The organism is Saccharopolyspora spinosa NRRL 18395 (genome assembly GCF_000194155.1).
GTDB lineage: Bacteria > Actinomycetota > Actinomycetes > Mycobacteriales > Pseudonocardiaceae > Saccharopolyspora > Saccharopolyspora spinosa.
In genome coordinates this window covers 19492-43129 of sequence record NZ_GL877884.1, presented here as the reverse complement: position 1 = coordinate 43129, position 23638 = coordinate 19492, and the positions used below count along the sequence as shown (strand labels likewise).

Here is a 23638-nt window from a genome sequence, read left to right as displayed (position 1 = left end):
CACCTGAAAGTGCTCACGGCGCTTGGCCAGCCGGGACGTCGTTGCTTCTGAGTTGCCGAGATACCGCCCCGGCGTGACCGTTGATCCGGCTTCGCAGTGCGTGACGAGGAGGCGGGGACCATGACCAGGAAGGCCTCGGAACCAGAGAAGACGGGCATACCGCAGTCACCCGCCGCGTTCGCCGCCGAGCACTCGGCCCGCACCGACTTCGTGATCTTCGGGGTCACCGCCGCGATCACGATCTTCTTCGTCTGCTGGGGCGTGTTCTCCACCGATTCGCTGGCGCGGGTCTCGTCCGCCGCGTTGTCCTGGCTGGTGACCAACATCGGCTGGGGTTTCGTGCTCGCCGCGACCGGGTTCGTGGTGTTCGCGCTGTGGCTGGCGATCAGCCGCTACGGCGCGATCCCGCTGGGGCAGGACGGCGAGCAGCCGGAATTCCGCACCGTGTCGTGGATCGCGATGATGTTCAGCGCCGGCATGGGCATCGGCCTGATGTTCTTCGGCGTCGCAGAACCGCTGGCGCACTTCGTCGAACCGCCGCCCGGCACCGTGGAACCGCTGAGCGAGGCGGCGGTGGAGACCGCGATGGCGACGTCGCTGTTCCACTGGACGCTGCACCCGTGGTCCATCTACGCCGTCGTCGGGCTGTCCATCGCGTACTGCAGCTTCCGGCGCGGTCGCAAGCAGCTGATCAGTGCCGTGTTCACGTCACTGATCGGCAAGCGGGGCGCGGAGGGCCCGATCGGCAAGCTGATCGACATCCTCGCGCTGTTCGCGACGCTGTTCGGCTCGGCGGCCTCGCTGGGGCTGGGGACGCTGCAGATCCAGAGCGGCATGCAGTCGGCCGGCTGGATCAGCGGGATCGGCAACACGGTGCTGGTGCTGATCATCGTGGTGCTGACGATCTGCTTCATCTTCTCGGCGGTGTCCGGCGTGGCCAAGGGCATCCAGTGGCTGTCCAACATCAACATGGTGCTGGCCGCGCTGCTGGCGATCTTCGTGTTCGTGGTCGGCCCGACGGTGTTCATCCTCGACCTGCTGCCCACCTCGATCGGCGTCTACCTGCGCGACTTCGGCGAGATGGCCTCCCGCTCCGGCGCCACCGGCGGCGCGGCGATGAACGACTGGCTGTCCAGCTGGACGATCTTCTACTGGGCGTGGTGGATCTCGTGGACGCCGTTCGTCGGCATGTTCATCGCGCGGATCAGCCGGGGCCGCACGATCCGGCAGTTCGTCACCGGTGTGATCCTGGTGCCGAGCGCGGTGAGCCTGGTGTGGTTCGCGATCTTCGGTGGCAGCTCGATCCGGGTGCAGCAGGGCGGCGTCGACGTGTTCCGCAGCGGCGGCGAAGAGGCGCAGACCTTCCGGGTGCTGGAGACGCTGCCGCTGTCGGCGATCACCACGGTGCTGGTGATGGTCCTGGTCGCGATCTTCTTCGTCTCCGGCGCGGACGCGGCGTCGGTGGTGATGGGCACGCTGTCGCAGCGCGGTTCGATCGAGCCGAAGCGGTGGATGGTGGTGTTCTGGGGCGCGGCGACGGGTGCGGTGGCCGCGATCATGCTCATCGTCGGCGGGGAGAACGCGCTCAGCGGCATCCAGAACATGACCTTCCTGGCGTCGGCGCCGTTCGCGGTGGTGATGGTGCTGCTGTGCGTGGCGCTGATGAAGGACCTGCGTGCGGACCCGCTGATGCAGCGCGGCGAGAAGGGCGCGCAGGTGCTGGAGCAGGCGGTCATCGCCGGTACCGAACGCCACGGAGGGGACTTCCAGCTGGAAGTCGTTCCGGCTGAAGAGGATTCGAAGCCGCTCTGACTCCCTCCACTGTGGATGCGCGCTCGTTGCCAAGAATGGTCCACAGTGGATTCTTCGTTGGTGATCTCCGGGTCGGCCGATCGGGCGTGATCTGTCCGGAAGATCAGTTCGATGCGGTTCGGAACCTCGTGCGCCGCAGTGCGTCTCTAGGGGTAAAAGCTCCCCTGTCGAGAGGTTCTACCGATGTCCATGCGCACCAAGCTGATTTTGGCGACCAGCTCGATCGCGCTGTCCGCGCTGGCGCTCACCGGATGTGCCGCGGGCGCCCCGGCGCCGGCCCCCGCCCCATCGGCCGGTGGCGCCGTCCAGTCCGGGGCCGTGTCGAACCTGACTTCCTCCGCCGCCGAGCCGGAAATCCGCGCCGGCGTGCACGGCAGCGAGGAGCGGGTCGTGTTCGACTTCAGCAAGCTGCCGAACGCGAGCGGCCTGAAGGTGATGAAGCACGAGCTGAACGAGACGGCGCCGGTCTGGGGCGGCTCCGGTGAGCCGGTCGAAGGCATGACCGGCAAGGCGTTCCTGCACGTCTACGTGGAGATCGCCGACCAGGACCGCAGCACCGCCGGACCCGAGCAGTTCGGCCAGGAGCTGGCGCAGAGCGCGGTCGTCAACGACAACTCGCACGGCACCGGCGAGCTGACCATCGGGCTATCCGAGGGCGTCGACTACGAGGTGCTGGTCGAAGGCGAGAAGGTGATCATAAACCTGGCTCAGGGTTCGTTGGGCCGTTGAGTCGAACCAATGTCGCGGGCGTCGACTTCGGACGGTGCCGAGGCTTCACCGAAACGTGACTTCGTGAGAGGGTGCCCGCTGTGAGGTTCCGCATGCCGCGCCACGGGCGCCTTCTCGCATCGATCGCCGCAGCCGGACTGCTGCTCGCCGGTTGCGGTTCCGGCCCCAGCCAGGTCGGCGCAGCCGCGATCGTCGGCGACAACCGCATCCCGGTCTCCGATGTCCAATCCTGGTTCGGCGAGGTGCTCGCGAAGGAACCGGGCCTCAAACCGCAGCTGCAACAGCAGGGCAACCTCGACGAGCTCGGCAGGCAGCTTGCCGCTCAGCTGGTCCGCCAGGAGTTGGTCGAGCAGGCGGCCCGCGACGAGCGGCTGACCGTCACCGATCAGCAGGTCGCCGACCTGATCAACCGGATGGGCGGGCCGGCGGCCGCGACCTCGGGCAAGATCTACACCCCGCAGAACCTCCGCGAGGTCGCCCGAACCCAGCTGCTGGCAACGGAGCTCGGCCGCAAGTACTTCGACCGGCTGGACATCACCTTCGACTACAGCCAGGCGACCACCCGCGGCGAGGCGGAGGAGAAAGCGAAGCGCATGGCGCAGGGGCCGGCGGAGGCCGCCGCGGTCGTCACCGCGGACGCCAAGGCCGGCGTTCCGGCTGCGCTCGACCAGAAGCTGCGTGCCACGGACAGCCCGCAGCTCGCGGCCACGACGCCGTTGTTCGGCGCGCAGCCCGGCACGGTGCTGGCGTTCGAGCCGGAAACGAACTCCGGCCAGTGGCTGATCGCGCGGATCAAGGAGCGCCGCGCCGACGCGCCCCCGGCGGTGCCCGCGGGCGGGGCGGACGATCAGACGCTGCAAGGCGTCGGCATGCACCTGCTCGGCATCACGGCGGACCGCGTCGGGGTGCGGCTCAGCCCGCGCTACGGCGTCTGGGACCGGGTGAACCTGGTGGCGGTCCCGAGCGAGGGCGAAACCACCGGCTTCCGGATGTCGGCGCCGGCGGCGGCCGGCTGACCGGTGGTGTCCGCAGTTTCAATTGAAACTGCGAGCTCCGGGGTGGTGTCCACAGTTTCAATTGAAACTGTGGACACCTGTGGTTCCTCTGCGGTTTCAATTGAAACCGCTGTCGACGTGACCAACGACTCCGTGCCCGGGGCCACGGCGGGTGTTGCGGGTTGGGACAATCGCAGCATGAGCGAGGTCGGGGTGCAGGAAGGTTCCGCGGTCGTCGTGGTCGACGACCGGCTTGGCGACGTCCTACCGGCCGCGGCGCTGCCGCTGCTGCGCAGCGCCGCCGCCGTCTACGCCGAACCCGGCCTCGCGCCCGCTACGCGCGCGGCGCTCGACGCCGCCGAGCCGCCTGCGGCGGCAGATCTGCTGGCGCAGGCGGCTCGGGAGCCTGTCGTGCTGATCGTCGGCGAACTCGGCTGCGCCGACGCCGGCGCGCTCCGCGCCGCGGGTGCGCGGCTGATCGCCGCCCCGGCGCCGGCCGGGATCGAGCTGCTGGACGCGGTGACGGTGATGGACCGGCTGCGTTCGCCCGGCGGCTGTCCTTGGGACGCCGAGCAGGACCACGACACGTTGCGCAAATACCTCGTTGAGGAAACCTACGAGCTGCTCGACGCGATCGAGCACCGCGACCGGGAGGCGCTGCGCGAGGAGCTGGGGGACGTGCTGCTGCAGGTCCTGTTCCACGCGCGGGTCGCGACGGAGGATCCGGCCGATCCGTTCGACATCGACGCGGTCGCCGCGGGCCTTGTCAGCAAGCTCGTGTCGCGGCACCCGCACGTCTTCGCCGACGGACCGGCGCTGCTGGACGCCGAGTCGCAGCACGCCCGCTGGGAGGAGCTGAAGCAGCAGGAGAAGCAGCGCGAGTCCATTGTGGATGGTGTCGCGCTGGGGCAGCCGGCGGTGGCCCTGGCCGCCAAGCTGGTGCAGCGCGCGAACCGCGCCGGGATTCCAGCGGACGCGATGCCGCGCGGCGAAACCCCTGGTGAGGTGCTGTTCGGCACCGCTGCGCAGGCGAAGCTGGCCGGTCACGACCCGGAGGACCAGCTGCGCGCGGTCGCGCTGGCATTCGCCGAGCGCATCCGTTCGGCCGAGCGGCGGGCCCGCGAGTCCGGCCGGGAGCCGGTGGAGCTCTCGGCGGCCGACTGGCGGGAGCTGCTGTCCGATTTGCCGGACCCGGCGGGTGCGCGTTCGGAGTAGTGGCGCACACTGGTCGCGGGCATCGGCTGACGAAACACGTCTCGCGGCGATATTTCTCCACGGGGGCACCTGCTGAAATCGGCGCCCCTGTGCATCTGGGGTGTAGTAGGGAGGATGCTCTTGCCGCGTCGGTTATGGCTGCTGTTGGCCCCGGTGGTCACGTTGGTGGCATCTTGCGCACCGCCGGTCTCGTCGTCGCGAGGAAGCGCCGAGTTCACGCCGCCGCCGGCGGTCGCGCCGCCCGACCCCGGCGTCGCCCCGCCGATGGTGGAGCTGCTCGCGCCGGGCGGGCCGCCGATACCGCCGAGCGCCCGGCCGCAGCGGCAGCTCGCCGGCTGGGCCGAGTCGATGGCCGACGAGCTCAACATCCCGCGCGCCGCGCTCCAGGCCTACGGCTACGCGCAGCAGGCCATCGAGGCGAAGTCGCCGACCTGCGGGCTCAGCTGGTCGCTGCTCGCGGGGATCGGCGCCGTGGAATCCAGCCACGGCCGGTTCGGCGGGGCGCGGCTGGACGAGACCGGGCGGCCGAGCAAGCCGATCATCGGGCTACCCCTGGACGGCAGCTCCGGCGTCAAGCGCATTCCGGACACCGACGGCGGCGAGTTCGACGGCGACACGGTGTGGGACCGCGCGGTGGGTCCGCTGCAGTTCATCCCGAGCACCTGGCGCGACTGGGCCATCGACGCCGACGGCGACGGGGTCCAGGATCCGCAGGACATCGACGATGCCGCCCTGGCCGCGGGCAATTACCTGTGCAGCGTGGGCGGTGACCTGAACGATCCGCAGCGGTTCTGGGCGGCGCTGCTGACCTACAACGCAAGCCGCAGCTACGGCCAGGAAGTCCTGGACTACGCCGACTACTACGGCAAGACCAGCCACGCCCTCCAGGCCGAAGGCTGACGTCCGGAATTCCAGACGCGTTTGCTTTGCGGTGGGGGCTGCCCTCGCGGGAGTCGCAGCCGCCGCCTTGCCCGGCGGATCGTCCGCAATTTCAATGAGCGTTTCCAACCTCTTCTTGCGTTGGGGTATGGGTGGCGGAACCTCAGCGGTCTTCTCGGCTGTGGGACCGCAACTTCCATTGAAATTGCGGTCGGTACCCGGTGCCGGGGATCTGGCCTGCGGGGATTTCGCACTGGCGGAGTGATCGGGGGCGGTTGCTCTCGCCTGAAGCAGCTGATCGGCCGCTGGAGGCGGGAGCTACTAACGAGTAGCCTGGCGACGTGATCAGGACCACGTCTCCTGTTTCGGCCGCCTTCGGGCGGCTAGTGGTCGCCGTCGCGCTGCTGGGCGCGATGGTCGTCGGGGTCGGGCTGGTCAGCGTGTTCGGCAAGCCGCCGACCGCGCCGGTGGCCGAGCCGCCGCCCGAACAGGACGTGGCGCCCGCACCGGTGGTACCCGGCTCGATGGCGCCGCCGGTCGAGGAACCCCTCCCGCAGCTCACGCCCGGCGCGGACCCGGTGCGGGAGTGGGCCGACGGGGTGTCGGTGGTGGTGGACATCCCGGCCCGCGCGATCGTCTCCTACGTCAACGCGGACCTGGCGATGCGCCGTTACCAGCCGGACTGCAAGATCTCCTGGGCGACGCTGGCGGGCCTCGGCCGCATCGAGTCCAACCACGGCCGCTTCGCCAGGCGCGTGCTGCGCGAGGACGCCCGGCCGTCCAGCCCGATCATCGGGGTGCCGCTCAACGGCGCGCCGGGAATCCGGGTCATCGCGGACACCGACGGCGGTGCGCTCGACGGCGACGTCGTGCACGACCGCGCGGTCGGGCCGATGCAGTTCATCCCGTCGACGTGGCGGAAGTGGGCGACCGACGGCAACGGCGACGGGACCGGTGATCCGCAGAACCTGGACGACGCCGCGATGGCCGCGGCCCGCTACCTCTGCGCGGGCGGCCGTGACATGACCACTGGTGCGGGCTGGTGGTCGGGAGTCATGTCGTACAACAACTCGGTGGAGTACGGCCAGAAGGTGTTCGCCCTGGCCGAGTCCTACGCCGAAGCGGGCAACCGCCGCCGCTGACCGCGGGCGAACGCTGCGCGAAATCGCGCGCCGGGGGGCGACTGCACGCGGTTCCAGCTCGCCAGGGCAGCCCGGGTTCAGATGTCGCGGGTGGCGATGTGGGCGTTGATCTCGCCCAGCGCTTCTTGGTACGCGGGCACCGGGTGCATCGTCGCGGCCAGCCTGATCTGGGCGCGTGCCTCGTTCAAGCGGCCCAGGCGCTGCAGGGTGCGGCCAAGCGCCAGGCGCGCGTAGTGGTCCGACGGGTCGAACTCCAGCACGCGCAGGAACGCCCGCTCGGCGCGGCGCAGCTGCGCCGAGAAGTAGTAAGCCCGCCCGAGCAGCAGTTGCACGCTGGGTTTGTCGGCGGCGATGTCGAGGACGGGTTCTAAGACGCGGATGGCTTCCAGGGGGCGGCGCTGCGCGAGCAGTTCTTCAGCCCGGCGGAACGCTTCGACGGTGCCTTCGGTCGTCATGGCGTGGACAACGTTACGTGCCGATCGGCTGTTCCGAGACGTCCGTCCGGATGGTCTTCCCGCTGGTGTCATCGGTGCGAACACCGGCCGAACGAGGGCTTGCCGATCGGGGTCGAAACCCCCGAGCCCGCTGGCAGCACGCGAGCCTGCGACGGCGGCCTCACCGGCCCCGTTAGGCTCGTAGTCGGTCGTCGGGCGTTCGGCCGGTTCGCCGTGCGCGGGAACGCCGGGGCGGCCCGCTTCGTCCATAGTTCAAAGGCTGGTTAGGAGCACACGTGGCGATCATCGAGCAGGTCGGGGCCCGCGAGATCCTCGACTCGCGCGGGAACCCCACCGTCGAGGTCGAAGTTGCATTGGAGGACGGCACGCTCAGCCGCGCTGCGGTCCCCTCGGGTGCCTCGACTGGCGAGCACGAGGCCGTCGAGCTGCGCGACGGTGACGCCGCCCGCTACGGCGGCAAGGGTGTCGAGAACGCGGTCGCGGCGGTGTTGGACGAGATCGGCCCGGAGCTGACCGGGTTGGACGCCACCGAGCAGCGCGTCGTTGACCAGAAGCTGGTCGACCTGGACGGCACACCGGATAAGTCCCGGCTGGGCGCCAACGCCATCCTCGGCGTCTCGCTGGCGGTCGCCAAGGCCGCCGCGGAGACCTCCGGGCTGGAGCTGTTCCGCTACGTCGGCGGACCGAACGCGCACGTGCTGCCGGTGCCGATGATGAACATCCTCAACGGCGGCGCGCACGCCGACACCGGCGTCGACATCCAGGAGTTCATGATCGCGCCGGTCGGCGCGGACACCTTCTCCGAGGCGCTGCGCTGGGGCACCGAGACCTACCACGCGCTGAAGTCGGTGCTCAAGGCCAAGGGCCTGGCCACCGGGCTGGGCGACGAGGGCGGGTTCGCCCCGGACCTGCCGAACAACCGCGAGGCCCTGGACCTGATCGCCTCGGCGGTGGAGAAGGCCGGCTACAAGCTGGGCCGCGACATCGTGCTGGCGCTGGACGCCGCCGCGACCGAGTTCTTCGCCGAGGGCACCTACAACTTCGAGGGCTCCAAGCGCACCGCCGAGCAGATGGCGGCGTACTACCAGGAACTCCTCGGTGCCTATCCGTTGGTGTCCATCGAGGACCCGCTGGCCGAGGACGACTGGGACGGCTGGACCAGCCTGACCGAGCAGGTCGGCGACCAGGTGCAGTTGGTCGGCGACGACCTGTTCGTCACCAACCCGGAGCGGCTGGAAGACGGCATCAGCCGGGGCGCGGCCAACGCGCTGCTGGTCAAGGTCAACCAGATCGGCACGCTGTCGGAGACCCTGGACGCGGTCAGCCTGGCCACCTCGTGCGGCTACAAGAGCATGATGAGCCACCGCTCCGGCGAGACCGAGGACACCACGATCGCCGACCTGGCGGTGGCCACCGGCTGCGGCCAGATCAAGACCGGTGCCCCGGCCCGCAGCGAGCGCGTCGCCAAGTACAACCAGCTGCTGCGCATCGAGGAGGCCCTCGGTGACGCCGCCCGCTACGCGGGTGAGCTGGCTTTCCCGCGGTTCACGCCGGAGAGCTGAGCCATGCCGGTCGGGCGCGCGTCGGATCCACAGCGGCGCAATCGCCGGGGCGAGTCCCCGGCGGAGCGCCGTGGTGAGCGCGTCCGCCGGGACGGGACCAGGACCTCGGGCCGGAGACCGGGTCGGCAGGCGTCGACCCGGTCCCGCCCGCGGTCCAGCACGGGGGGAGCGTTCAAGCTCTCCTCGACCAGGCGGGCCGCGGGCCTGGCGATGCTGGTCTGCGTGATGGCGCTGAGCGTGTCGGTGCCGCTGCGCACCTACCTCAGCCAACGGGCCGAGCTGGCCCAGCAGGACCAGCAGCAAGCGGAGCTGACCCAGCAGGTCAGGGAGCTGGAACAGCGCAAGGCGGAGCTCTCCGACCCGGCGCAGGTGGAAGCGGAAGCGCGAGCCCGGCTGGGCTACGTGCGCCCGGGCGAGACGCCCTACATCGTTGAGGTGCCGACCGAACCGGCTGCGCCGCCGCCCCCGGTCGCCCCCGCCGAAGACGGCGTGCCGTGGTACGAAGAGCTCTGGAATTCGGTGATGGGAAAGGGATCTTGACGGTGAACTCGGGCGTGCCGACGGTCAGCGATGCGGATCGGGAATGCATCCGCCAGCAGCTCGGCCGGCCGCCGCGCGGCCTGCGCGCGATCGCGGCGCGGGACGCGGCCGGAGAACCCACGGTGGTCCAGACCTGGCCGCGGCTGGAGGACGGCACCCCCTTCCCGACGCTGTACTACTTGACCGCCCCGCAGCTGGTGGCGCACGCCTCCACCTTCGAGGCGGAGGGCCTGATGCGGGAGATGGCCGAGCGGCTGACCACCGACCCGGACGTCGCGGAGCGCTACCGCCACGCGCACGAGTCCTACCTCGCGGAACGCGACGCGCTCGAATCGCTGGGCACCCAGGTCAGCGCCGGCGGCATGCCGGACCGGGTCAAGTGCCTCCACGTGCACATCGCTCACGCCCTGGCCAAGGGGCCGGGAGCCAACCCGTTCGGCGACGAGGCGATCGACCTGATCGCCGAACGCTGGCCCGAGCACCGCTACCTGCTCAACCGCTGACCCGCCCGGAACGGCGCGATTTCAACGGAAATCGTGTCAGCGCGTCGCAGCGATGCGGTCGAGGAGGGCACGGGCGCCCGGGATCGGCGTCGCACCAGAGGTGCGGCCAGCGGCAGCGAACCGCGTAGCGGCGAACGACTCCGCGACGTGCGTCGGCGCGAAGCGCAGCAGCAGCAACGCCTGGAGCGTCAGCTACAGAAGCTCCGCGAGGACGGCGTCCAGAGTGGACGGTTATTTGTCCAGTGCGCGCAACAGGTCCAGCGCGGTGACGTTGCCCGAGCCTTCCCAGATCAAGCTCAGCGGCTGCCCGGTACGGCCGGGGCATTCCGTGCCGCGTGCATGCCGTGGTCGATAGCGCGCGACATCAGCCAGTGGCGGGACGGGTGGAAGTCGACTTCGTCGACCCGGTTGCCGTAGCGGTCGTGGGTGCGCAGCTCCGGCGGATGCTCGTCGGCGAGGCGACCGTGCTCGCGGGCCTCGGCGAACCCCGCCTCCAACGCGAGCGCTGTGCGGTCGCCGACGGCGTAGCGGGTGAGAGCGGCGCCCAGGGCGGGGTCGCAGGCCAGCGGATCGAACCCGGCCAGCGGAGGCCGCTGGTTGGCTACCCGGTGGGTGCTGAACGAGGACCGCGCGTCGATGCGCGTCATGTTCGGAGGGTAGGCGCGAACCCACCCGAATAGCTGGGATTCCGGTGATTGCGCCGCCTGTTCGGAGCAACCGGACCGGCCCGGCCCATTCGATCACCAGTCGGACGGGTGACGTGCCCGCTCGCCATCCGGCGTTCCTCGAACCGGTGGTGTATCCAAGGAGCCATCTCGGTTTTTTTCCGGTGATGTTCGTCTGGGGATGGAAGCTAGTGACGGCTCGCAACAAGCGCTGCGGCAAGCACGAGTGGAAATCGACTCCGCGGCTCGGCGCGGCGGCGGCTCGGCGGAGGGCGCGCAAGTGGGTCGCCGTGACCGCGATGGCTCCGGTGCTGCTGCTGCCGACGACGCTGGCGGCGTCGAGTTCGTTCCTGACCGATCCATCGCAGCCGGTCAGCGAGGAGCCCGATCCGGGCGAACTAGGCGTGAGCGGGAACCTCCCGCAGGTACCGCTGCTCAGCCTCGAGGTGCTGGCGCGGGCGGCCGATCCGCAGCAACTCGCTACCGGCGCGGGGCCGCAGGTGGAACTGCCGACCGGGTCGCTGGGCATCCCGGGAGAGGTGCTGGACGCCTACGTCCGGGCCGCGAACCAGGTGGATCGAGGTGGGCAGGGCTGCGGTTTGCACTGGTCGGTGCTGGCCTCGATCGGCCGGATCGAGTCCGGCCACGCCCGTTCCGGCAACGTCGACGTGCTCGGCACGACGGTGCGGGCGATCCTTGGCCCGCGGCTGTCCGGCGACCCGGGCATCGCGGCGATCCCGGACACCGACGCGGGCCGCTACGACGGCGACCCGGTGTGGGACAGGGCGGTCGGGCCCATGCAGTTCATCCCGTCGACCTGGCAGAAGTTCGCCGTCGACGGCAATGACGATGGGGTCGCGAGCCCGCACAACATCCACGACGCCAGCCTCGCGGCTGCGCGGTACCTGTGCAGCGGCGGCGACTTGCGCAGCCCGCAGAACCTCGCGGCGGCGGTATTCCGCTACAACCACTCCGACAGCTACGTTCGGACGGTGCTGATCTGGGCGGCCGCGTACGCGAAGGGCGTCACGCCGACGCCTTCCGAGCTGGCGCCGGAGGTCGGCGACGTGCTCGAAGGCGAGCGCCTGCCCGACGGCCCGCAGGTGCTGGCAATGGTTCCGCCCGCGCCTCCAACGCCGACCGGAGCGCCTGCGCCGCAGCCCACCCCGGCCACGCCCGCACCGACCGGCCCGCCGCCCGATGCGACGCCACGCCCAGCGGAGCAGTCGCCGACGATCGGAGTCCCGCCGCTGGAGATCCCGGAACCGTCGCCGCCGGACCTCACCCCACCGGGAACGACCACCCCGCCCGGTACACCGCCGAGCGCCATACCGCCCGGTGCGTCGCCTGGGGCGGCACCGCCCACGACTCAACCTGGCACGCCGCCGAGCGCCACGCCGCCCGGTGCGTCGCCTGGGGTGGCACCGCCCACGACTGAACCTGGCACGCCGCCGCACCCGACCCCGCCGGGCACACCACCAGGTACTACGCCGCCTCCCGGGACTCCGCCGGAGAATCTGGCGCCGCCGATTTCCGCGCCGGGCGTATCCGCACCGCCGCCCGGAAGCGCCGCGCCAGCACCGGAATCAACGACCCCGCCGAGCTCGACGCCGGGCGAGCCGTCGAAGGCCTGCAACCCGCCGGTGCTCAACAGCGGCGAGTTCGCCACCTCGGAGCAGTCGCCAGCCACGACCCTCGACCCGGGGGCGAGCGACCCGCACACCGTGGTGCCCGGCCAGACCGTCTTCGTCGAGTCCGGCACCCCAGGATCGCTTGAGCCTTGTGCGGTACCGAACGTTTGGACACCACCTTCGTAATCTCAGTATTGTGCCAGCGAGAGCGCCTGGTTCCTTTTTGTTGAGTTCAAGAAGACTCGATGACACATTCTAGATAATGGGTGGGGGCGCCTTGGCGTGGGATGAGATTTGGCGATACCGTGCGCTCGTGCTGAATGTGAATTATTAAACCCGGGGGCTTGGATGCGCAATATTGCGCGCAAATCATTGCGCTGTGTTTTGGCTTTCCCTCTCGTGGTCGTTGCTGTTCTGACGTCGCAGTCGGTCGCGCTCGCGTACCTGAACCCGCCGGCCAATCAGCCTCGGCCAGTCCCAGCAAATGCCATGATCGCTCTCGGGCTGAACCCGTGAACGATGCCTGATGGTGTCGGCCGGAGTGGGTCGATGCCGAGTTGATCGTGCACCCGGGCGGCGTTAACGCAGGTGGCGTGTTCGTTCGTCAAGTGGACGCCAGGTTCAAAGGCCCACGAGGTGGCACTCTGGGAGGCTCGGTTATTCATCCCGGAGACGGCAGTCCGGGGAGGCAGTTCCTTAATTCTGGCGGCATTCCGCCGGGGCGAAGTGTTTCGGCCACTCCGCTAATTCGGCGTATTCCGATGGGTGGCGCTCATCCCATTTATCTCAACCAGCATGTTACGCCAGTGATGCTGGATGCGAGCCTGCATATTGTGGAGGAGGAGTCGAAACGGCAGTCGCCCACAATCATCCCGGGCTGGATCCCGGGCTGGATCCCGGGCGGATCTTCCTGGACGCGTGGCCACTCGGCGGCCAAGCGTCCTTTGATTCCCCCTGGGCCGTGGTTGCGGATGTCTGGCGGGTTTTTCGTCCTGGCACGTCGGGGGAGGCGGTAGTTTGGGGTGGGTGCGCAATGGGCGCTATCCGATGAACGAGGAGGACGCTGATGTCACGGGTCGCGGCGATCGACTGCGGGACGAATTCGATCCGCCTGCTGGTGGCCGACGTGACCGCGCATGACGACGGTCGGCGCGATCTGCGCGACGTCTACCGCGGGATGCGGATCGTCCGGCTCGGGCAGGGCGTGGACGCCACCGGGCGGCTTGCCGACGAGGCGCTGGAGCGCACCCAGGCGGCGCTGGCGGAGTATGCCGCGATCGCCGTTCGCAAGGGGGTCGAGCGGGTCCGCATGGTGGCCACCTCGGCCACCCGGGACGCGTCCAACCGCGAGGATTTCTTCGCGATGGTGCGGGAAACATTGGGGGTCGACGCCGAGGTGATCACCGGCGACGAGGAGGCGCGGCTGTCGTTCACCGGCGCGGTCGGCGACCTCGACCCGGAGGACGGGCCGTTCGTCGTCACCGACATCGGTGGCGGGTCCACCGAGCTAGTCGTGGGTACCTGGGACGGCGTGCGCGCCGACATCACCGCCGCGTACTCCGCCGACGTCGGTTGCGTGCGGCTGACCGAGCGCTGCCTGCGCAGTGACCCGCCCACCGATGAGGAGGTCCGGGAGGCCGAGAAGGTGGCCCGGCAGACCCTCGACGACGCGTTCGCGGCGGTGGACTGTTCGGGCGCGCGCACCTGGGTCGGGGTGGCCGGCACGGTGACCACCTTGTCCGCGATCGCACAGCGACTGCCCGAATACGATCCGGCGGCAATTCATCTTTCCCATGTTTCCCAGATTCGAGTCGAACAGATCACCGACGATCTTCTTCGGATGACGCATGAAGAACGCGCCGCGATCGGCGCCATGCACCCAGGTCGAGTGGACGTGATCGGCGGCGGTGCGCTGGTCGTGAAGGTGTTGGCAGACGAATTGGCGGAGCGCGCGGGCATTTCCGCCATGACTGTCAGCGAGCACGACATCCTGGACGGTATAGCCCTGTCTATCAGCTAGTTCTCAGGATCTGGACACTAAATTCCATCTTTTGGGTGAAAGTTGACTGGAACGATTTAGAAGGTGACGGCTTTGTGACGGGGCATTGCTGTGAAATGGTTCTCACTTATGTTTACGCTCGTCTGACGCGGCGGTGAATGATCCGCCGCGCGTGATGACCCCGGAAATCAACACCTGGGGCACGCGTGGAAGCGGGAGGACCTACATGCGAAAGGGACGCTTGGCCGCAATGGTCGCCGCCCCGCTGGCGGTGGCGATGATCGCCACCGGCTGCGGTGGAGGCGGTAGCGGCTCCGGAGACGACGGCACCGTCACCCTCGACTGGGGCGAGCCGGAGAACCCTCTGGTCCCGGCTAACACCACCGAAGAAAACGGTGGCTTCATCGTCAACGCCCTGTTCACCGGCCTGGTCGACTACCGGGCCAGTGATCTGAAGGTGGAGAACGCGGTCGCGGACTCGATCGAGTCCACCGACCACCAGAACTACACGATCAAGCTGAAGCCGGGCTGGACGTTCCACGACGGGACCCCGGTCAAGGCCAAGAACTTCGTGGACGCCTGGAACTACAGCGCATACGGTCCGAACGGCCTCCAGGGCGCCAGCTTCTTCGAGCAGATCGACGGCTACGACCAGATGCAGTCTGAGGACCCGGACGGCAAGGACGGGCCGCAGCAGGCCCCGCCGCCGGCGGCCAAGGAGCTGTCGGGCCTCAAGGTCGTCGACGACAACACCTTCACCGTCAAGCTGAAGGCGCCGTTCACGATCTTCCCGGTCGTGCTGGGCTACTCCGCCTACATGCCGCTGCCGGACTCGTTCTTCAAGGACCCGAAGGCCTTCGAGGAGCACCCGATCGGCAACGGGCCGTTCAAGTTCGAGTCCCGCGTTCCGAATCAGGAGCTGAACGTCACCGCGTACGAGAACTACGCGGGCGCCAACAAGCCGACGATCAAGGGCGCCAAGTTCAAGGTCTACGAGCAGCTCGACAGCGCCTACCAGGACCTGACCTCGGGCAACCTGGACTTCCTGCGGGCGATCCCGGTCTCCGCGCTGATCGGTGACAAGTGGAAGCAGGACCTCGGCGAGCGCGCGCACCAGAAGCCGGGCCTGCTGACCCAGACGCTGGGCTTCCCGCTATACGACCCGAAGTTCAAGAACCCCTTGCTGCGCAAGGCGATCTCGATGTCCGTTGACCGCAAGACGATCACCCAGCAGGTGTTCGCCGGTGGTCGTGACCCGGCGGACGGCTTCGCCACCGCGGCGGTCGACGGCTACCGCCCGAACCAGTGCGGCGAGGCCTGCGAGTTCAACCCGGAGAAGGCCAAGCAGTACCTGCAGCAGGCGGGTGGCTTCCAGGGCGTGCTGACCGTCGAGACCAACGGCGACGGCGGCCACAACGAGTGGGTGCAGGCGGTGGCCGCGAGCATCAAGCAGAACCTCGGCATCGAGACGCAGTTCGTCCCGACCCCGACGTTCGGCGAGTTCCGGCAGAAGGCCAACGGATACAAGTTCAGCGGCCTGTTCCGGACCGGTTGGAAGGCCGACTATCCGAACATCGAGACCTTCCTGACCCAGCTGTACCGCACGAACGCGTCGTCGAACGACTACAAGTACAGCAACCCGGCGTTCGACGCGGCGCTCGACAAGGCGAACGCGGCTCCCACCGTCGAGGCGGCCACCGCTGCCTACGCCGATGCGGAGAAGCTGCTGGCCGACGACCTGCCGCTGATCCCGCTGTGGACGCAGCCGGTGCAGTACGGCTTCTCGGAGCGGATCGCTGAAGGTGAGGTCAAGGCTTACCGTGAACTTGACCTGACCACGGTGCGCCTGAAGCAGTAAGAACCGAGCCGGAGCCCGGCCCGCCGTGATCCGGGCGGGCCGGGCCCTGCATTGGCTGTGATTAGGAGGCCCGAATGGGTCGCTACTTGTTGCGGCGGCTGCTGCAACTGATCCCGGTCTTCATCGGGACAACTCTGATCATCTACTTGCTCGTCTGGGCGATCCCGGGTGACCCGTTCGCGGGAAAATGCGGCGACCGCGGCTGTCCGCCCGCCTACATCGCCGAGATGCACGAGAAGTACAACCTGGACGATCCGTTGATCGTTCAATACTTCAAGTACCTAGGGAAGCTCCTAACGGGTGATTTCGGGGAGACCTACGCGGGCGTCCAGATCAGCACGCTGATCCAGAACGCCTACCCGACCACCATCAAGCTCGCCCTCGTCGCGCTGGTCATCGAGGGCATCATCGGCCTGGCGGCCGGCATCCTGACTGGCCTGCGCGGCCGCGGATTCCTGGACAACCTGGTCCTGGTGTCCACCCTGTTCCTGATCTCGCTGCCGGTGTTCGTCACCGGTTTCGTCCTGCAGATCACCCTGGGCAGCGAACTCGGCATCATCAAGCCAACGGTCAGCGCGAACCCGTCGATCGGGGAGCTGATCGTGCCCGGCTTCGTGCTCGGCTCGCTGTCGATGGCCTACGTGGCGCGGCTGACCAGGACCGCCATGATGGAGAACCGCCACGCGGACTTCGTCCGGACCGCGGTCGCCAAGGGTCTGGAACCCAAGCGCGTGGTCGGCGTGCACCTGCTGCGGAACTCGTTGATCCCGGTGATCACCTTCCTGGGCACCGACCTCGGCACGCTGATGGGTGGCGCGATCGTGACCGAGGGCGTGTTCAACATCCGCGGCATCGGCGGCCTGGTCTTCAAGTCGATCCTGACCAAGGAAGGCGCCACGGTGACCGGGATCGTCACCCTGCTGGTGCTGGTTTACCTGCTGATGAACCTGCTCGTGGACATCCTCTACGCGGTTCTCGACCCGAGGATCCGATATGACTGACCAAAGTGCTGCCAGCCTGGTCACCGGCCCGGCCGTGGGACCGGAGGAGCCGGCCCCCCCGACCACGGGGGGCAAGTCCCAGAAGCCCCGTGGCCTTTGGGGCGACGCGTGGCTGGACCTGCGGCGCCGCCCGCTGTTCATCGCGGCCTCGCTGATCATCCTGGTTCTGCTGTTCATCGCGGCGTTCCCGGGCGTGTTCACTTCGGTAGACCCGTCGTGGACGAACCTCGCCAAGTCCAGGCAGCCGCCGTCCGCCGAGGCCTGGTTCGGCTACGACAACCTCGGACGGGACATCTTCGCCCGCGCGATCTACGGCACCCGAGCATCAATCGCGGTGGGCGTGCTGTCGACGCTGCTGACCGTTTTGTTCGGCGGTGCCGTCGGCATCATCGCTGGCTTCTTCGGCGGTTGGGTGGACAACCTACTGTCCCGGTTTTCGGAGATTTTCCTGGGCCTGCCGTTCGTGCTGGGTGCGATCGTCATCCTGACCACCTTCAACGCCGAGGTGGCCATTCCCAGCGCGACGCGGATCGTCGCCCAGGTCGTGCTGACGATCGCGGTGCTGTCCTGGCCGATCTCGATGCGCATCATGCGCTCGGCGGCGATCTCGGCGAAGCAGCAGGACTACGTGAAGGCGGCGCGGGCGCTCGGTGCCAGCGCGCCGCGAATCATCCTGCGGCACATGCTGCCGAACTGCCTCGCACCGGTGCTGGTGTACTCGACGATCGCGCTGGGCGGCTTCATCGGTGCCGAGGCGACGCTGTCGTTCCTGGGCATCGGGTTGCGCGACCCGGTCGTGTCGTGGGGCGTGATGATCGCCGAGTCGCGCTTCTACATCCAGGCGGCGCCGCACCTGCTGTTCTTCCCGGCCGGGTTCCTGGTGATCACGGTGCTGGCGTTCGTGATGCTCGGTGACGCCGTGCGCGACGCGCTCGACCCGAAGCAGAAGTAGGAGGAACCGCTTTGTCTACTGTGGACAAGAAAGCCCCGGCGGAGCGGCTGCTGGAGGTCGACGACCTGCACGTGGAGTTCCGCACCCGGGACGGCGTGGCCAAGGTCCTCAACGGGGTGAGCTACCACGTCGACGCCGGCGAAACCCTCGCCGTGCTCGGCGAATCCGGCTCCGGCAAGAGCGTCACCGCGCAGACCATCATGGGCATCCTCGACATCCCGCCCGGTGCGATCACCGGTGGAGCGATCCGGTACCAGGGCGAGAACCTGCTCACGGCGTCGGACAGCCGTCGCCGGGAGTTGCGCGGGGACTCGATGGCGATGATCTTCCAGGACGCGCTGTCCGCGCTGAACCCGGTCTACACCGTCGGGTTCCAGATCGCCGAGCAGCTGCGGATGCGCCGCGGCATGTCCCGCAAGGCAGCTATGGCCAGGGCCGTCGAGCTGCTGGACCAGGTGAAGATCCCGAACGCCAAGCAGCGCGTGAAGGAGTACCCGCACCAGTTCTCCGGCGGCATGCGGCAGCGCGCGATGATCGCGATGTCGCTGGCGCTGGACCCGGAACTGCTCATCGCCGACGAGCCCACCACCGCGCTGGACGTCACGGTGCAGGCCCAGATCATGGACCTGCTCGACGAGCTGCGCCGGGAGCGCGGCATGGGGCTCATCCTGATCACCCACGACCTGGGCGTGGTCGCCGAGGTCGCGGACCGGATCGTGGTGATGTACGCGGGGCGGATCGTGGAGGCCGCAGACGCCTACTCGCTGTACCAGCAGCCGGGCCACCCGTACACGGAGGGCCTGATGCGGTCGATCCCGCGCCTGGACCTCAAAGGGCAGGAGCTGGAGACCATCAAGGGCCTGCCGCCGAACCTGCTCGCGGTGCCGCCGGGTTGCCCGTTCCACCCGCGCTGCCCGCGCGCCCGGGAACGCTGCCGCCAGGAGGTGCCGGCCTACCACCAGCTGGGTCTGGGGCGGGCCAGCGCCTGCCACTTCGCGGAGGAGTTGATGACCCGTGGCTGAGCCGATCCTCCAGGTGCGGGACCTGGTCAAGCATTTCCCGGTCACCCAGGGCGTGCTGTTCAAGCGCACCATCGGCCACGTGCGCGCCGTTGATGGCGTGTCGTTCGACCTCAACCGGGGCGAAACGCTCGGCGTGGTGGGCGAATCCGGCTGCGGCAAGTCGACCCTGGCGCAGGTGCTGATGCGGCTGGAGAAGCCGACCAGCGGCACTGCCCTGTTCGAGGGTCGCGACATGTTCAAGATGCGCGGCGCCGAGCTGCGCAAGCTGCGCCGCGACCTGCAGATCGTGCTGCAGGACCCGTACACCTCGCTGAACCCGCGGCGCACCGTGGGCGACATCATCGGGGAGCCCTTCGAGATCCACCCCGAGGTGGCGCCGAAGGGCGAGCGCCAGCGGAAGGTGCAGGAACTGCTGGAGGTGGTGGGGCTCAACCCGGAGCACATCCAGCGCTACCCGCACCAGTTCTCCGGCGGTCAGCGGCAGCGCATCGGCATCGCGCGGGCGCTGGCGCTGCGGCCGAAAGTGATCATCTGCGACGAGCCGGTGTCCGCGCTGGACGTCTCGATCCAGGCGCAGGTGATGAACCTGCTCGGCGACCTGCAGCAGGAGTTCGGGCTGTCGTACGTGTTCATCGCCCACGACCTCGGGGTGGTCCGCCACCTGTCGGACCGGGTGGCGGTGATGTACCTCGGCAAGATCGTGGAGATCGGCTCCGACGAGCAGATCTACGAGCACCCGCAGCACCCGTACACGCAGGCGCTGCTGTCGTCGGTGCCGGTGCCGGACCCGACGCTGCGCGGCAAGCGCGAGATCATCCGGCTGACGGGCGACGTGCCGAGCCCGGCGAATCCGCCGTCGGGCTGCCGCTTCCGCACCCGGTGCTGGAAGGCACAGGAGATCTGCGCGAAGAAGGTCCCGGAGCTGGAAGTCCGCCTGGGCGACCATCCCTCGGCCTGCCACTTCGCCGAGGAACGCCCCAGCGTAATCTCCTGACAAGCGATTCTTTCGAGGTGAGGGGCACCCTTGGGCGGCTATATCGCCCAAGGGTGCCCCTCACCTCTCACCAGATCGGGTGGTTCAGGTGTCGAGCACGTCGTTCTTGACGGCACGCAGGAACGCCTGCCACTGAGCAGGACCGACGACTAAGTGTCCGCCGTCTCGATCCTTCGTGTCCCGAATCCCGACGGCGTCGAAGCCAACACCGACCTCGACGCAGTTGTTGTTGTGTGGGCTATAACTGGACTTCCGCCAGCCGTTCATCGCGGGCCTCCACGGTTTCATCGAGCGAACTCGTCCGCGACGCGCAAGATGAATTTTTCGGACTCCACCGGGTCCAGCGCTGCCGCCACAAGTTGTTGCCACAGCAGAGTGTATGCGTGCACATCGTCGTGTCCGTCGAGGTAGCGACCATCTGTGAAGTCTTCTACGTAGACGAACTCAAGCGGGCCGGCATTGCCAGGCGACGGCACGCGGAACAGGTTGAAGTCATGGGTCGCACGCGGTGCTGTTGCTGCGGCGAACGGAAGAACCTGGATCTGAACGTTGCGGAGTCGCGCGATTTCTGCGGTGTGGTGGAGCTGCGTGACCATCAGCTCCCGATCGCCCACGCGGCGGCGGAGTGAGGACTCGGAGAGTACGAAGCTGACCTGTGGCGCTTTCGGCTTGGTCAAGACGGATTGGCGTTCGAGCCGTGCTTCCACCGCATCCTCAGTGGACTGATCGCTGAGCTGCAGCTGTGCGGTGGTGAAAAGCGCGCGGATGTACTGCTCAGTTTGAAGCAAGCCCGGCACGATCTCGGTCTGGTACTGGAAGATCGAGATGGCATCAGCTTCGAGATCCACTGCCATGCGGAAGTACTTGGAGTACACGGACCGATAGCCGGACCATCGACCACGATCCTGGCTCCCGCGTGCCAGATCGAGCAGTTCGTCCAAGTCGATGGCGTTCGGTGCATGCTGCTCGTACGCGTTCGCGAGTTTCTTCAACACATGCTGCGGCAGTGCGGTTTGGCCGCGTTCGATCCTGCTCATCGTGCTGTTGGTCTTCCCGATGAGCTTGCCGGCGGCATCGAGGTCGAGACCGGTCTGCTCCCGAGCGTGACGCAAGAGATGACCTACGAGCAGTCGCCGGACAGTCGGTGTTGGCATGCCGTAGAGCATCGCATTTGATCTGTGCTCCGCAGCCTAACCCGTTCGCATGGTTGTTGATCGTTTAGCTTGCGCCTCATGAGACGCATCAATCACAGTAAAGTGGGATTGCAATAAGTCGGGAGATGCGATGTTCGAAAGTTTCGGGGTGGACTGGTTTTGGCGGCCGGTGGGGGTTGGGCGGCACGCCTTCGGCGTGGCCGCGAAGCGGGCTGAGCCGCATGCGGCGGTGACGTCGTTCTGCGGGGTTGGGGTGGAGGCGTGGCAGGTGCAGCGGCTGCCGCCCGAGACGGAGTAGATCGACGAGGACACCTGCTTGGACTGCTGGCACCGCATCAGCTCGCGGTGGGGCACCGGGCCGTGATCACTTTTTGTTGCTATAGACGCTGTTTGGGAACTCGTTGTGCGGCGGTGATGTATCTGGCATCGCTGGAGTGAAGCGAACGGACCGTTCGCGCCAATAGGCGCAACAAACAGGCCGTTCGCCTCATCCACCGATCACCGACATAGCCACGACGATGCTGTAACGCATCCAAAATGGGTCTATAGCAGCAAAAAGTGCGCATGGGCCCTGGCCACTGCAAATGCATCCCGCAACTATGAGGAGAAATCATGTTCTGGCTTCAGGTGAGCACTCTTGTCCTGGTCAACGTGCTGATCGCGAGCATGCTGCTGGTCCGTGTTCCGCGTGCGCAGCACAGCGGTGCGGGTGAGGGTGCGCTGAATGTGTGGCAGTTGATCGACGATGTCCAGGCAGAGCGACATCGGGAAGCGGTGGCCACCGGGCGGCACCACCTCGATACCGAGACCCTTGCGCGCTTGCGCATCTGACTGCGAGACCTGGTCCGGCGCATCCCCTCCCTCGCCGGGCCTCATGGTGGCCGGGCGCTCCGCCCCCGACCCAGCGCCCGGCCACCCCCCCCGGCGGACCGCTGCTCCGAGATCAGCTGAGCGGGCGGAGGCCTGCGTAGAGAATCGCTAGTTCGTTCGCCGGGCGTTGCTCGGCCACTGCGCGGCGGTACATGTTCAGGGCTCCCACGATCAGCGATCGCACCTCGGCCGTCGTGACGTCGACGCGGACTGCGCCTGCCTGTTGCGCGCGTGCCAGGAGGGTGCCGATGGCGTTGTCGAAGTCGCTTTCCTGGCAGGTCGTCTGCGGTTGCTGGCCCGTCGATTCCAGCGCGTCGCAGATGTCCTTGTTCAGCGCGGCGTATTCGATCACTCGCTGGAAGTAGTCGTAGAACGCCTGGCCGGGATCGTCGGCCGTCGCGTGGTCGCGGGCCTCCTCGACCATCCGCTGGATCCGCTCCACCACGACCGCCGCGAAGAGTGCTTCCTTGGTGGGGAAGTGGCGGTAGACGGTGCCGGGCCCGACGCCGGCCCGGCGGGCGATGTCGTCCAGGGGGACGGCCAGGCCTTCGGCGGCGAACAGCTCCTGGGCCGCGGCCAGGACCCGTTCCCGGTTGCGCTGGGCGTCCGCGCGCAGCCGCTTTCCCGAGGCGTCCTTGGTGGTCACAAGTCGAGCCTACCGCTCCCGTGGACAACCGGGGCGCACGTTCCGTATATTGCGAACCGGGGCGCACGTTCCGGTTGTGCCCGTTGATGCGGAGGCAGAATTGTCCACAGCAGACGAGGTCGTACTGGTCGTCGGAGCCACCGGGCAGCAGGGCGGCGCCACCGCCGCACAGCTGCTCAAGCGGGGCTGGCGGGTTCGGGCATTCACCCGCAGCGCGTCCAGCGCCGCCGCGCGGCGGCTCGCCGAGGCCGGTGTGGAACTGGTCGAGGGAGACATGGGCGATCAGGCGGCGCTGGAGGACGCGATGCGGAGCGTGCACGGCGCTTTCAGCGTCCAACCGACCTTCATCACGCCCGAGCTGACGCCCGACCTGACGAACGAGAAGGAGATCGGGTGGGGCAAGAACGTCGCCGACGCGGCGAGGGCCGCCGGGGTGCGGCACCTCGTCTACGCCTCGGCGACCAACGCGGACCAGCGGATCGGCTCCCCGACCCTGGACAACAAGTGGGCGATCGAGGAGCACATCCGCGCGCTTGGCATACCCGCCACGATGCTGCGGCCGGTGGCGTTCATGGAGAACTACCTCGCGATGATGCCGGGGCAGGCTGCCACGGACGGCGAGTTGGTGAGCGCGATCAGGGCCGACGTGTCGCAGCCCCTGATCGCGCTGGAAGACATCGGCGCGTTCGCCGCGCTGGCCTTCGAGAACCCCGACGAATACGTCGGCCGGGCGGTGGAGATCGCCGGGGATTCGTTGACGCCGCCGGAGATCGCCGCCGCGCTGTCCCGGGCGACCGGCCGGGAACTCCGCCACGTCGAACTTCCGCTGGAGCCCCTGCGCGAGCAGAACCCCGTCCTCTACCGCGCTTACTCCGCGATCAACGAGCTGGACCTGACGGTGGACATCCCGGCCCTGCGCCGAGCCCATCCCGACCTGATGACCTTCGAAACCTGGCTCACCAAGCAGTTCTGAACTGCTCTGGCGAGGCGAAGGGCCGTCGGGCGGCTTGCTCG

The 23638-nt window shown here is 68.2% G+C and carries 24 protein-coding genes; 19 read left to right on the top strand and 5 right to left on the bottom strand.

Features of this window, described 5'->3' with window-relative positions; genetic code table 11:
- The first annotated feature begins 120 nt into the window (after positions 1-120).
- The 6 genes from SSPN_RS0140620 (at position 121) to SSPN_RS0140595 (ending at position 6772) form a co-directional block, all read left to right on the top strand.
- Positions 121-1812, top strand: a complete 1692-nt coding sequence (locus tag SSPN_RS0140620; RefSeq protein ID WP_010316305.1) for a BCCT family transporter — start codon at positions 121-123, stop codon at positions 1810-1812.
- 183 nt (positions 1813-1995) lie between these two features.
- Complete coding sequence (locus tag SSPN_RS0140615; protein WP_010316303.1) at positions 1996-2541, top strand: AMIN-like domain-containing (lipo)protein; 546 nt, start codon at positions 1996-1998, stop codon at positions 2539-2541.
- A gap of 92 nt (positions 2542-2633) precedes the next feature.
- The gene (locus SSPN_RS0140610; RefSeq protein ID WP_010316302.1) at positions 2634-3557 is read left to right on the top strand and encodes a SurA N-terminal domain-containing protein; all 924 of its coding nucleotides are present in this window, start codon (positions 2634-2636) and stop codon (positions 3555-3557) included.
- A gap of 177 nt (positions 3558-3734) precedes the next feature.
- Entirely contained in the window at positions 3735-4751 is a 1017-nt protein-coding gene (locus tag SSPN_RS0140605; protein WP_010316299.1) for a nucleoside triphosphate pyrophosphohydrolase, read from the top strand.
- Between the two features lie 120 nt (positions 4752-4871).
- The gene (locus SSPN_RS0140600; RefSeq protein ID WP_010316297.1) at positions 4872-5651 is read left to right on the top strand and encodes a lytic transglycosylase domain-containing protein; all 780 of its coding nucleotides are present in this window, start codon (positions 4872-4874) and stop codon (positions 5649-5651) included.
- Positions 5652-5971: 320 nt separating this feature from the next.
- Positions 5972-6772 carry a lytic transglycosylase domain-containing protein gene (locus tag SSPN_RS0140595; protein ID WP_010316295.1) on the top strand — a complete coding sequence of 267 codons (801 nt, stop codon included), beginning with the start codon at positions 5972-5974 and terminating at the stop codon, positions 6770-6772.
- Positions 6773-6849: 77 nt separating this feature from the next.
- On the opposite strand, the gene SSPN_RS0140590 is transcribed toward SSPN_RS0140595, so the two are convergent.
- Positions 6850-7227, bottom strand: a complete 378-nt coding sequence (locus tag SSPN_RS0140590) for a tetratricopeptide repeat protein (RefSeq protein ID WP_010316293.1) — start codon at positions 7225-7227, stop codon at positions 6850-6852.
- A gap of 275 nt (positions 7228-7502) precedes the next feature.
- On the opposite strand from SSPN_RS0140590, the gene eno reads away from it, so the two are divergent.
- Genes eno through SSPN_RS0140575 form a run of 3 tightly spaced genes read left to right on the top strand, consistent with a single transcriptional unit; the run spans position 7503 to position 9832 of the window.
- Positions 7503-8789, top strand: coding sequence for a phosphopyruvate hydratase (eno, locus tag SSPN_RS0140585; protein WP_010316291.1), 1287 nt, complete (start codon positions 7503-7505; stop codon positions 8787-8789).
- A gap of 3 nt (positions 8790-8792) precedes the next feature.
- Entirely contained in the window at positions 8793-9329 is a 537-nt protein-coding gene (locus tag SSPN_RS56110; RefSeq protein ID WP_029536231.1) for an FtsB family cell division protein, read from the top strand.
- A 2-nt stretch (positions 9330-9331) separates the two neighbouring features.
- Entirely contained in the window at positions 9332-9832 is a 501-nt protein-coding gene (locus SSPN_RS0140575; RefSeq protein ID WP_010316287.1) for a DUF501 domain-containing protein, read from the top strand.
- A 296-nt stretch (positions 9833-10128) separates the two neighbouring features.
- On the opposite strand, the gene SSPN_RS0140565 is transcribed toward SSPN_RS0140575, so the two are convergent.
- Positions 10129-10479: an acyl-CoA dehydrogenase gene (locus tag SSPN_RS0140565; RefSeq protein ID WP_010316279.1), complete on the bottom strand. Its 351-nt coding sequence runs from the start codon at positions 10477-10479 to the stop codon at positions 10129-10131.
- 209 nt (positions 10480-10688) lie between these two features.
- Between SSPN_RS0140565 and SSPN_RS62015 the strand changes: the two genes are divergently transcribed.
- The 7 genes from SSPN_RS62015 to SSPN_RS0140525 all read left to right on the top strand — a co-directional run bounded on the left by SSPN_RS62015 (position 10689) and on the right by SSPN_RS0140525 (position 19954).
- A complete protein-coding gene (locus SSPN_RS62015) occupies positions 10689-12314 on the top strand; it encodes a lytic transglycosylase domain-containing protein (protein WP_272941806.1) in 1626 nt (541 codons plus the stop codon).
- Positions 12315-13194: 880 nt separating this feature from the next.
- Positions 13195-14148 (top strand): Ppx/GppA phosphatase family protein, encoded by a 954-nt coding sequence (locus SSPN_RS0140550; RefSeq protein ID WP_010316275.1) that lies wholly within the window; start codon positions 13195-13197, stop codon positions 14146-14148.
- Positions 14149-14353: 205 nt separating this feature from the next.
- Complete coding sequence (locus SSPN_RS0140545; RefSeq protein WP_010316274.1) at positions 14354-15985, top strand: peptide ABC transporter substrate-binding protein; 1632 nt, start codon at positions 14354-14356, stop codon at positions 15983-15985.
- Positions 15986-16059: 74 nt separating this feature from the next.
- Positions 16060-16986, top strand: a complete 927-nt coding sequence (locus SSPN_RS0140540; RefSeq protein WP_010316272.1) for an ABC transporter permease — start codon at positions 16060-16062, stop codon at positions 16984-16986.
- On the top strand, positions 16979-17938 hold the full coding sequence (locus SSPN_RS0140535) for an ABC transporter permease (protein ID WP_010316271.1): 960 nt from the start codon (positions 16979-16981) through the stop codon (positions 17936-17938). Before SSPN_RS0140540 ends, SSPN_RS0140535 begins: the two co-directional genes overlap by 8 nt.
- An 11-nt stretch (positions 17939-17949) precedes the next feature.
- On the top strand, positions 17950-18960 hold the full coding sequence (locus tag SSPN_RS0140530) for an ABC transporter ATP-binding protein (RefSeq protein ID WP_044577403.1): 1011 nt from the start codon (positions 17950-17952) through the stop codon (positions 18958-18960).
- Positions 18953-19954, top strand: a complete 1002-nt coding sequence (locus SSPN_RS0140525; RefSeq protein ID WP_010316267.1) for an ABC transporter ATP-binding protein — start codon at positions 18953-18955, stop codon at positions 19952-19954. Before SSPN_RS0140530 ends, SSPN_RS0140525 begins: the two co-directional genes overlap by 8 nt.
- A gap of 84 nt (positions 19955-20038) precedes the next feature.
- On the opposite strand, the gene SSPN_RS0140520 is transcribed toward SSPN_RS0140525, so the two are convergent.
- A complete protein-coding gene (locus tag SSPN_RS0140520) occupies positions 20039-20221 on the bottom strand; it encodes a DUF397 domain-containing protein (RefSeq protein ID WP_010316265.1) in 183 nt (60 codons plus the stop codon).
- A gap of 17 nt (positions 20222-20238) precedes the next feature.
- On the bottom strand, positions 20239-21120 hold the full coding sequence (locus tag SSPN_RS0140515; protein WP_010316263.1) for a helix-turn-helix domain-containing protein: 882 nt from the start codon (positions 21118-21120) through the stop codon (positions 20239-20241).
- 118 nt (positions 21121-21238) lie between these two features.
- On the opposite strand from SSPN_RS0140515, the gene SSPN_RS57405 reads away from it, so the two are divergent.
- Together SSPN_RS57405 and SSPN_RS0140505 are read left to right on the top strand one after the other, a co-directional pair.
- Complete coding sequence (locus SSPN_RS57405) at positions 21239-21406, top strand: hypothetical protein (protein WP_010316262.1); 168 nt, start codon at positions 21239-21241, stop codon at positions 21404-21406.
- Positions 21407-21720: 314 nt separating this feature from the next.
- A complete protein-coding gene (locus tag SSPN_RS0140505; RefSeq protein ID WP_010316260.1) occupies positions 21721-21939 on the top strand; it encodes a hypothetical protein in 219 nt (72 codons plus the stop codon).
- Between the two features lie 112 nt (positions 21940-22051).
- Here SSPN_RS0140505 and SSPN_RS0140500 read toward each other — a convergent pair whose 3' ends face one another.
- Positions 22052-22624 (bottom strand): TetR/AcrR family transcriptional regulator, encoded by a 573-nt coding sequence (locus tag SSPN_RS0140500; RefSeq protein ID WP_010316258.1) that lies wholly within the window; start codon positions 22622-22624, stop codon positions 22052-22054.
- Positions 22625-22724: 100 nt separating this feature from the next.
- On the opposite strand from SSPN_RS0140500, the gene SSPN_RS0140495 reads away from it, so the two are divergent.
- On the top strand, positions 22725-23597 hold the full coding sequence (locus tag SSPN_RS0140495) for an NmrA/HSCARG family protein (RefSeq protein ID WP_010316256.1): 873 nt from the start codon (positions 22725-22727) through the stop codon (positions 23595-23597).
- Positions 23598-23638 lie beyond the last annotated feature (41 nt).

Excerpts from the sequence above, each read along its gene's own strand:
- SSPN_RS56110 (WP_029536231.1), top strand. The coding sequence starts at position 8,793 with ATGCCGGTCGGGCGCGCGTCGGATCCACAGCGGCGCAATCGCCGGGGC.
- SSPN_RS0140520 (WP_010316265.1), bottom strand. The coding sequence starts at position 20,221 with ATGAACGGCTGGCGGAAGTCCAGTTATAGCCCACACAACAACAACTGC.
- SSPN_RS0140615 (WP_010316303.1), top strand. The coding sequence starts at position 1,996 with ATGTCCATGCGCACCAAGCTGATTTTGGCGACCAGCTCGATCGCGCTG.
- SSPN_RS0140535 (WP_010316271.1), top strand. The coding sequence starts at position 16,979 with ATGACTGACCAAAGTGCTGCCAGCCTGGTCACCGGCCCGGCCGTGGGA.
- SSPN_RS57405 (WP_010316262.1), top strand. The coding sequence starts at position 21,239 with ATGTTCGAAAGTTTCGGGGTGGACTGGTTTTGGCGGCCGGTGGGGGTT.
- SSPN_RS0140605 (WP_010316299.1), top strand. The coding sequence starts at position 3,735 with ATGAGCGAGGTCGGGGTGCAGGAAGGTTCCGCGGTCGTCGTGGTCGAC.
- SSPN_RS0140505 (WP_010316260.1), top strand. The coding sequence starts at position 21,721 with ATGTTCTGGCTTCAGGTGAGCACTCTTGTCCTGGTCAACGTGCTGATC.
- SSPN_RS0140515 (WP_010316263.1), bottom strand. The coding sequence starts at position 21,120 with ATGCTCTACGGCATGCCAACACCGACTGTCCGGCGACTGCTCGTAGGT.
- SSPN_RS0140620 (WP_010316305.1), top strand. The coding sequence starts at position 121 with ATGACCAGGAAGGCCTCGGAACCAGAGAAGACGGGCATACCGCAGTCA.
- SSPN_RS0140590 (WP_010316293.1), bottom strand. The coding sequence starts at position 7,227 with ATGACGACCGAAGGCACCGTCGAAGCGTTCCGCCGGGCTGAAGAACTG.
- SSPN_RS0140540 (WP_010316272.1), top strand. The coding sequence starts at position 16,060 with ATGGGTCGCTACTTGTTGCGGCGGCTGCTGCAACTGATCCCGGTCTTC.
- SSPN_RS0140545 (WP_010316274.1), top strand. The coding sequence starts at position 14,354 with ATGCGAAAGGGACGCTTGGCCGCAATGGTCGCCGCCCCGCTGGCGGTG.
- SSPN_RS0140610 (WP_010316302.1), top strand. The coding sequence starts at position 2,634 with ATGCCGCGCCACGGGCGCCTTCTCGCATCGATCGCCGCAGCCGGACTG.
- SSPN_RS0140565 (WP_010316279.1), bottom strand. The coding sequence starts at position 10,479 with ATGACGCGCATCGACGCGCGGTCCTCGTTCAGCACCCACCGGGTAGCC.
- SSPN_RS0140550 (WP_010316275.1), top strand. The coding sequence starts at position 13,195 with ATGTCACGGGTCGCGGCGATCGACTGCGGGACGAATTCGATCCGCCTG.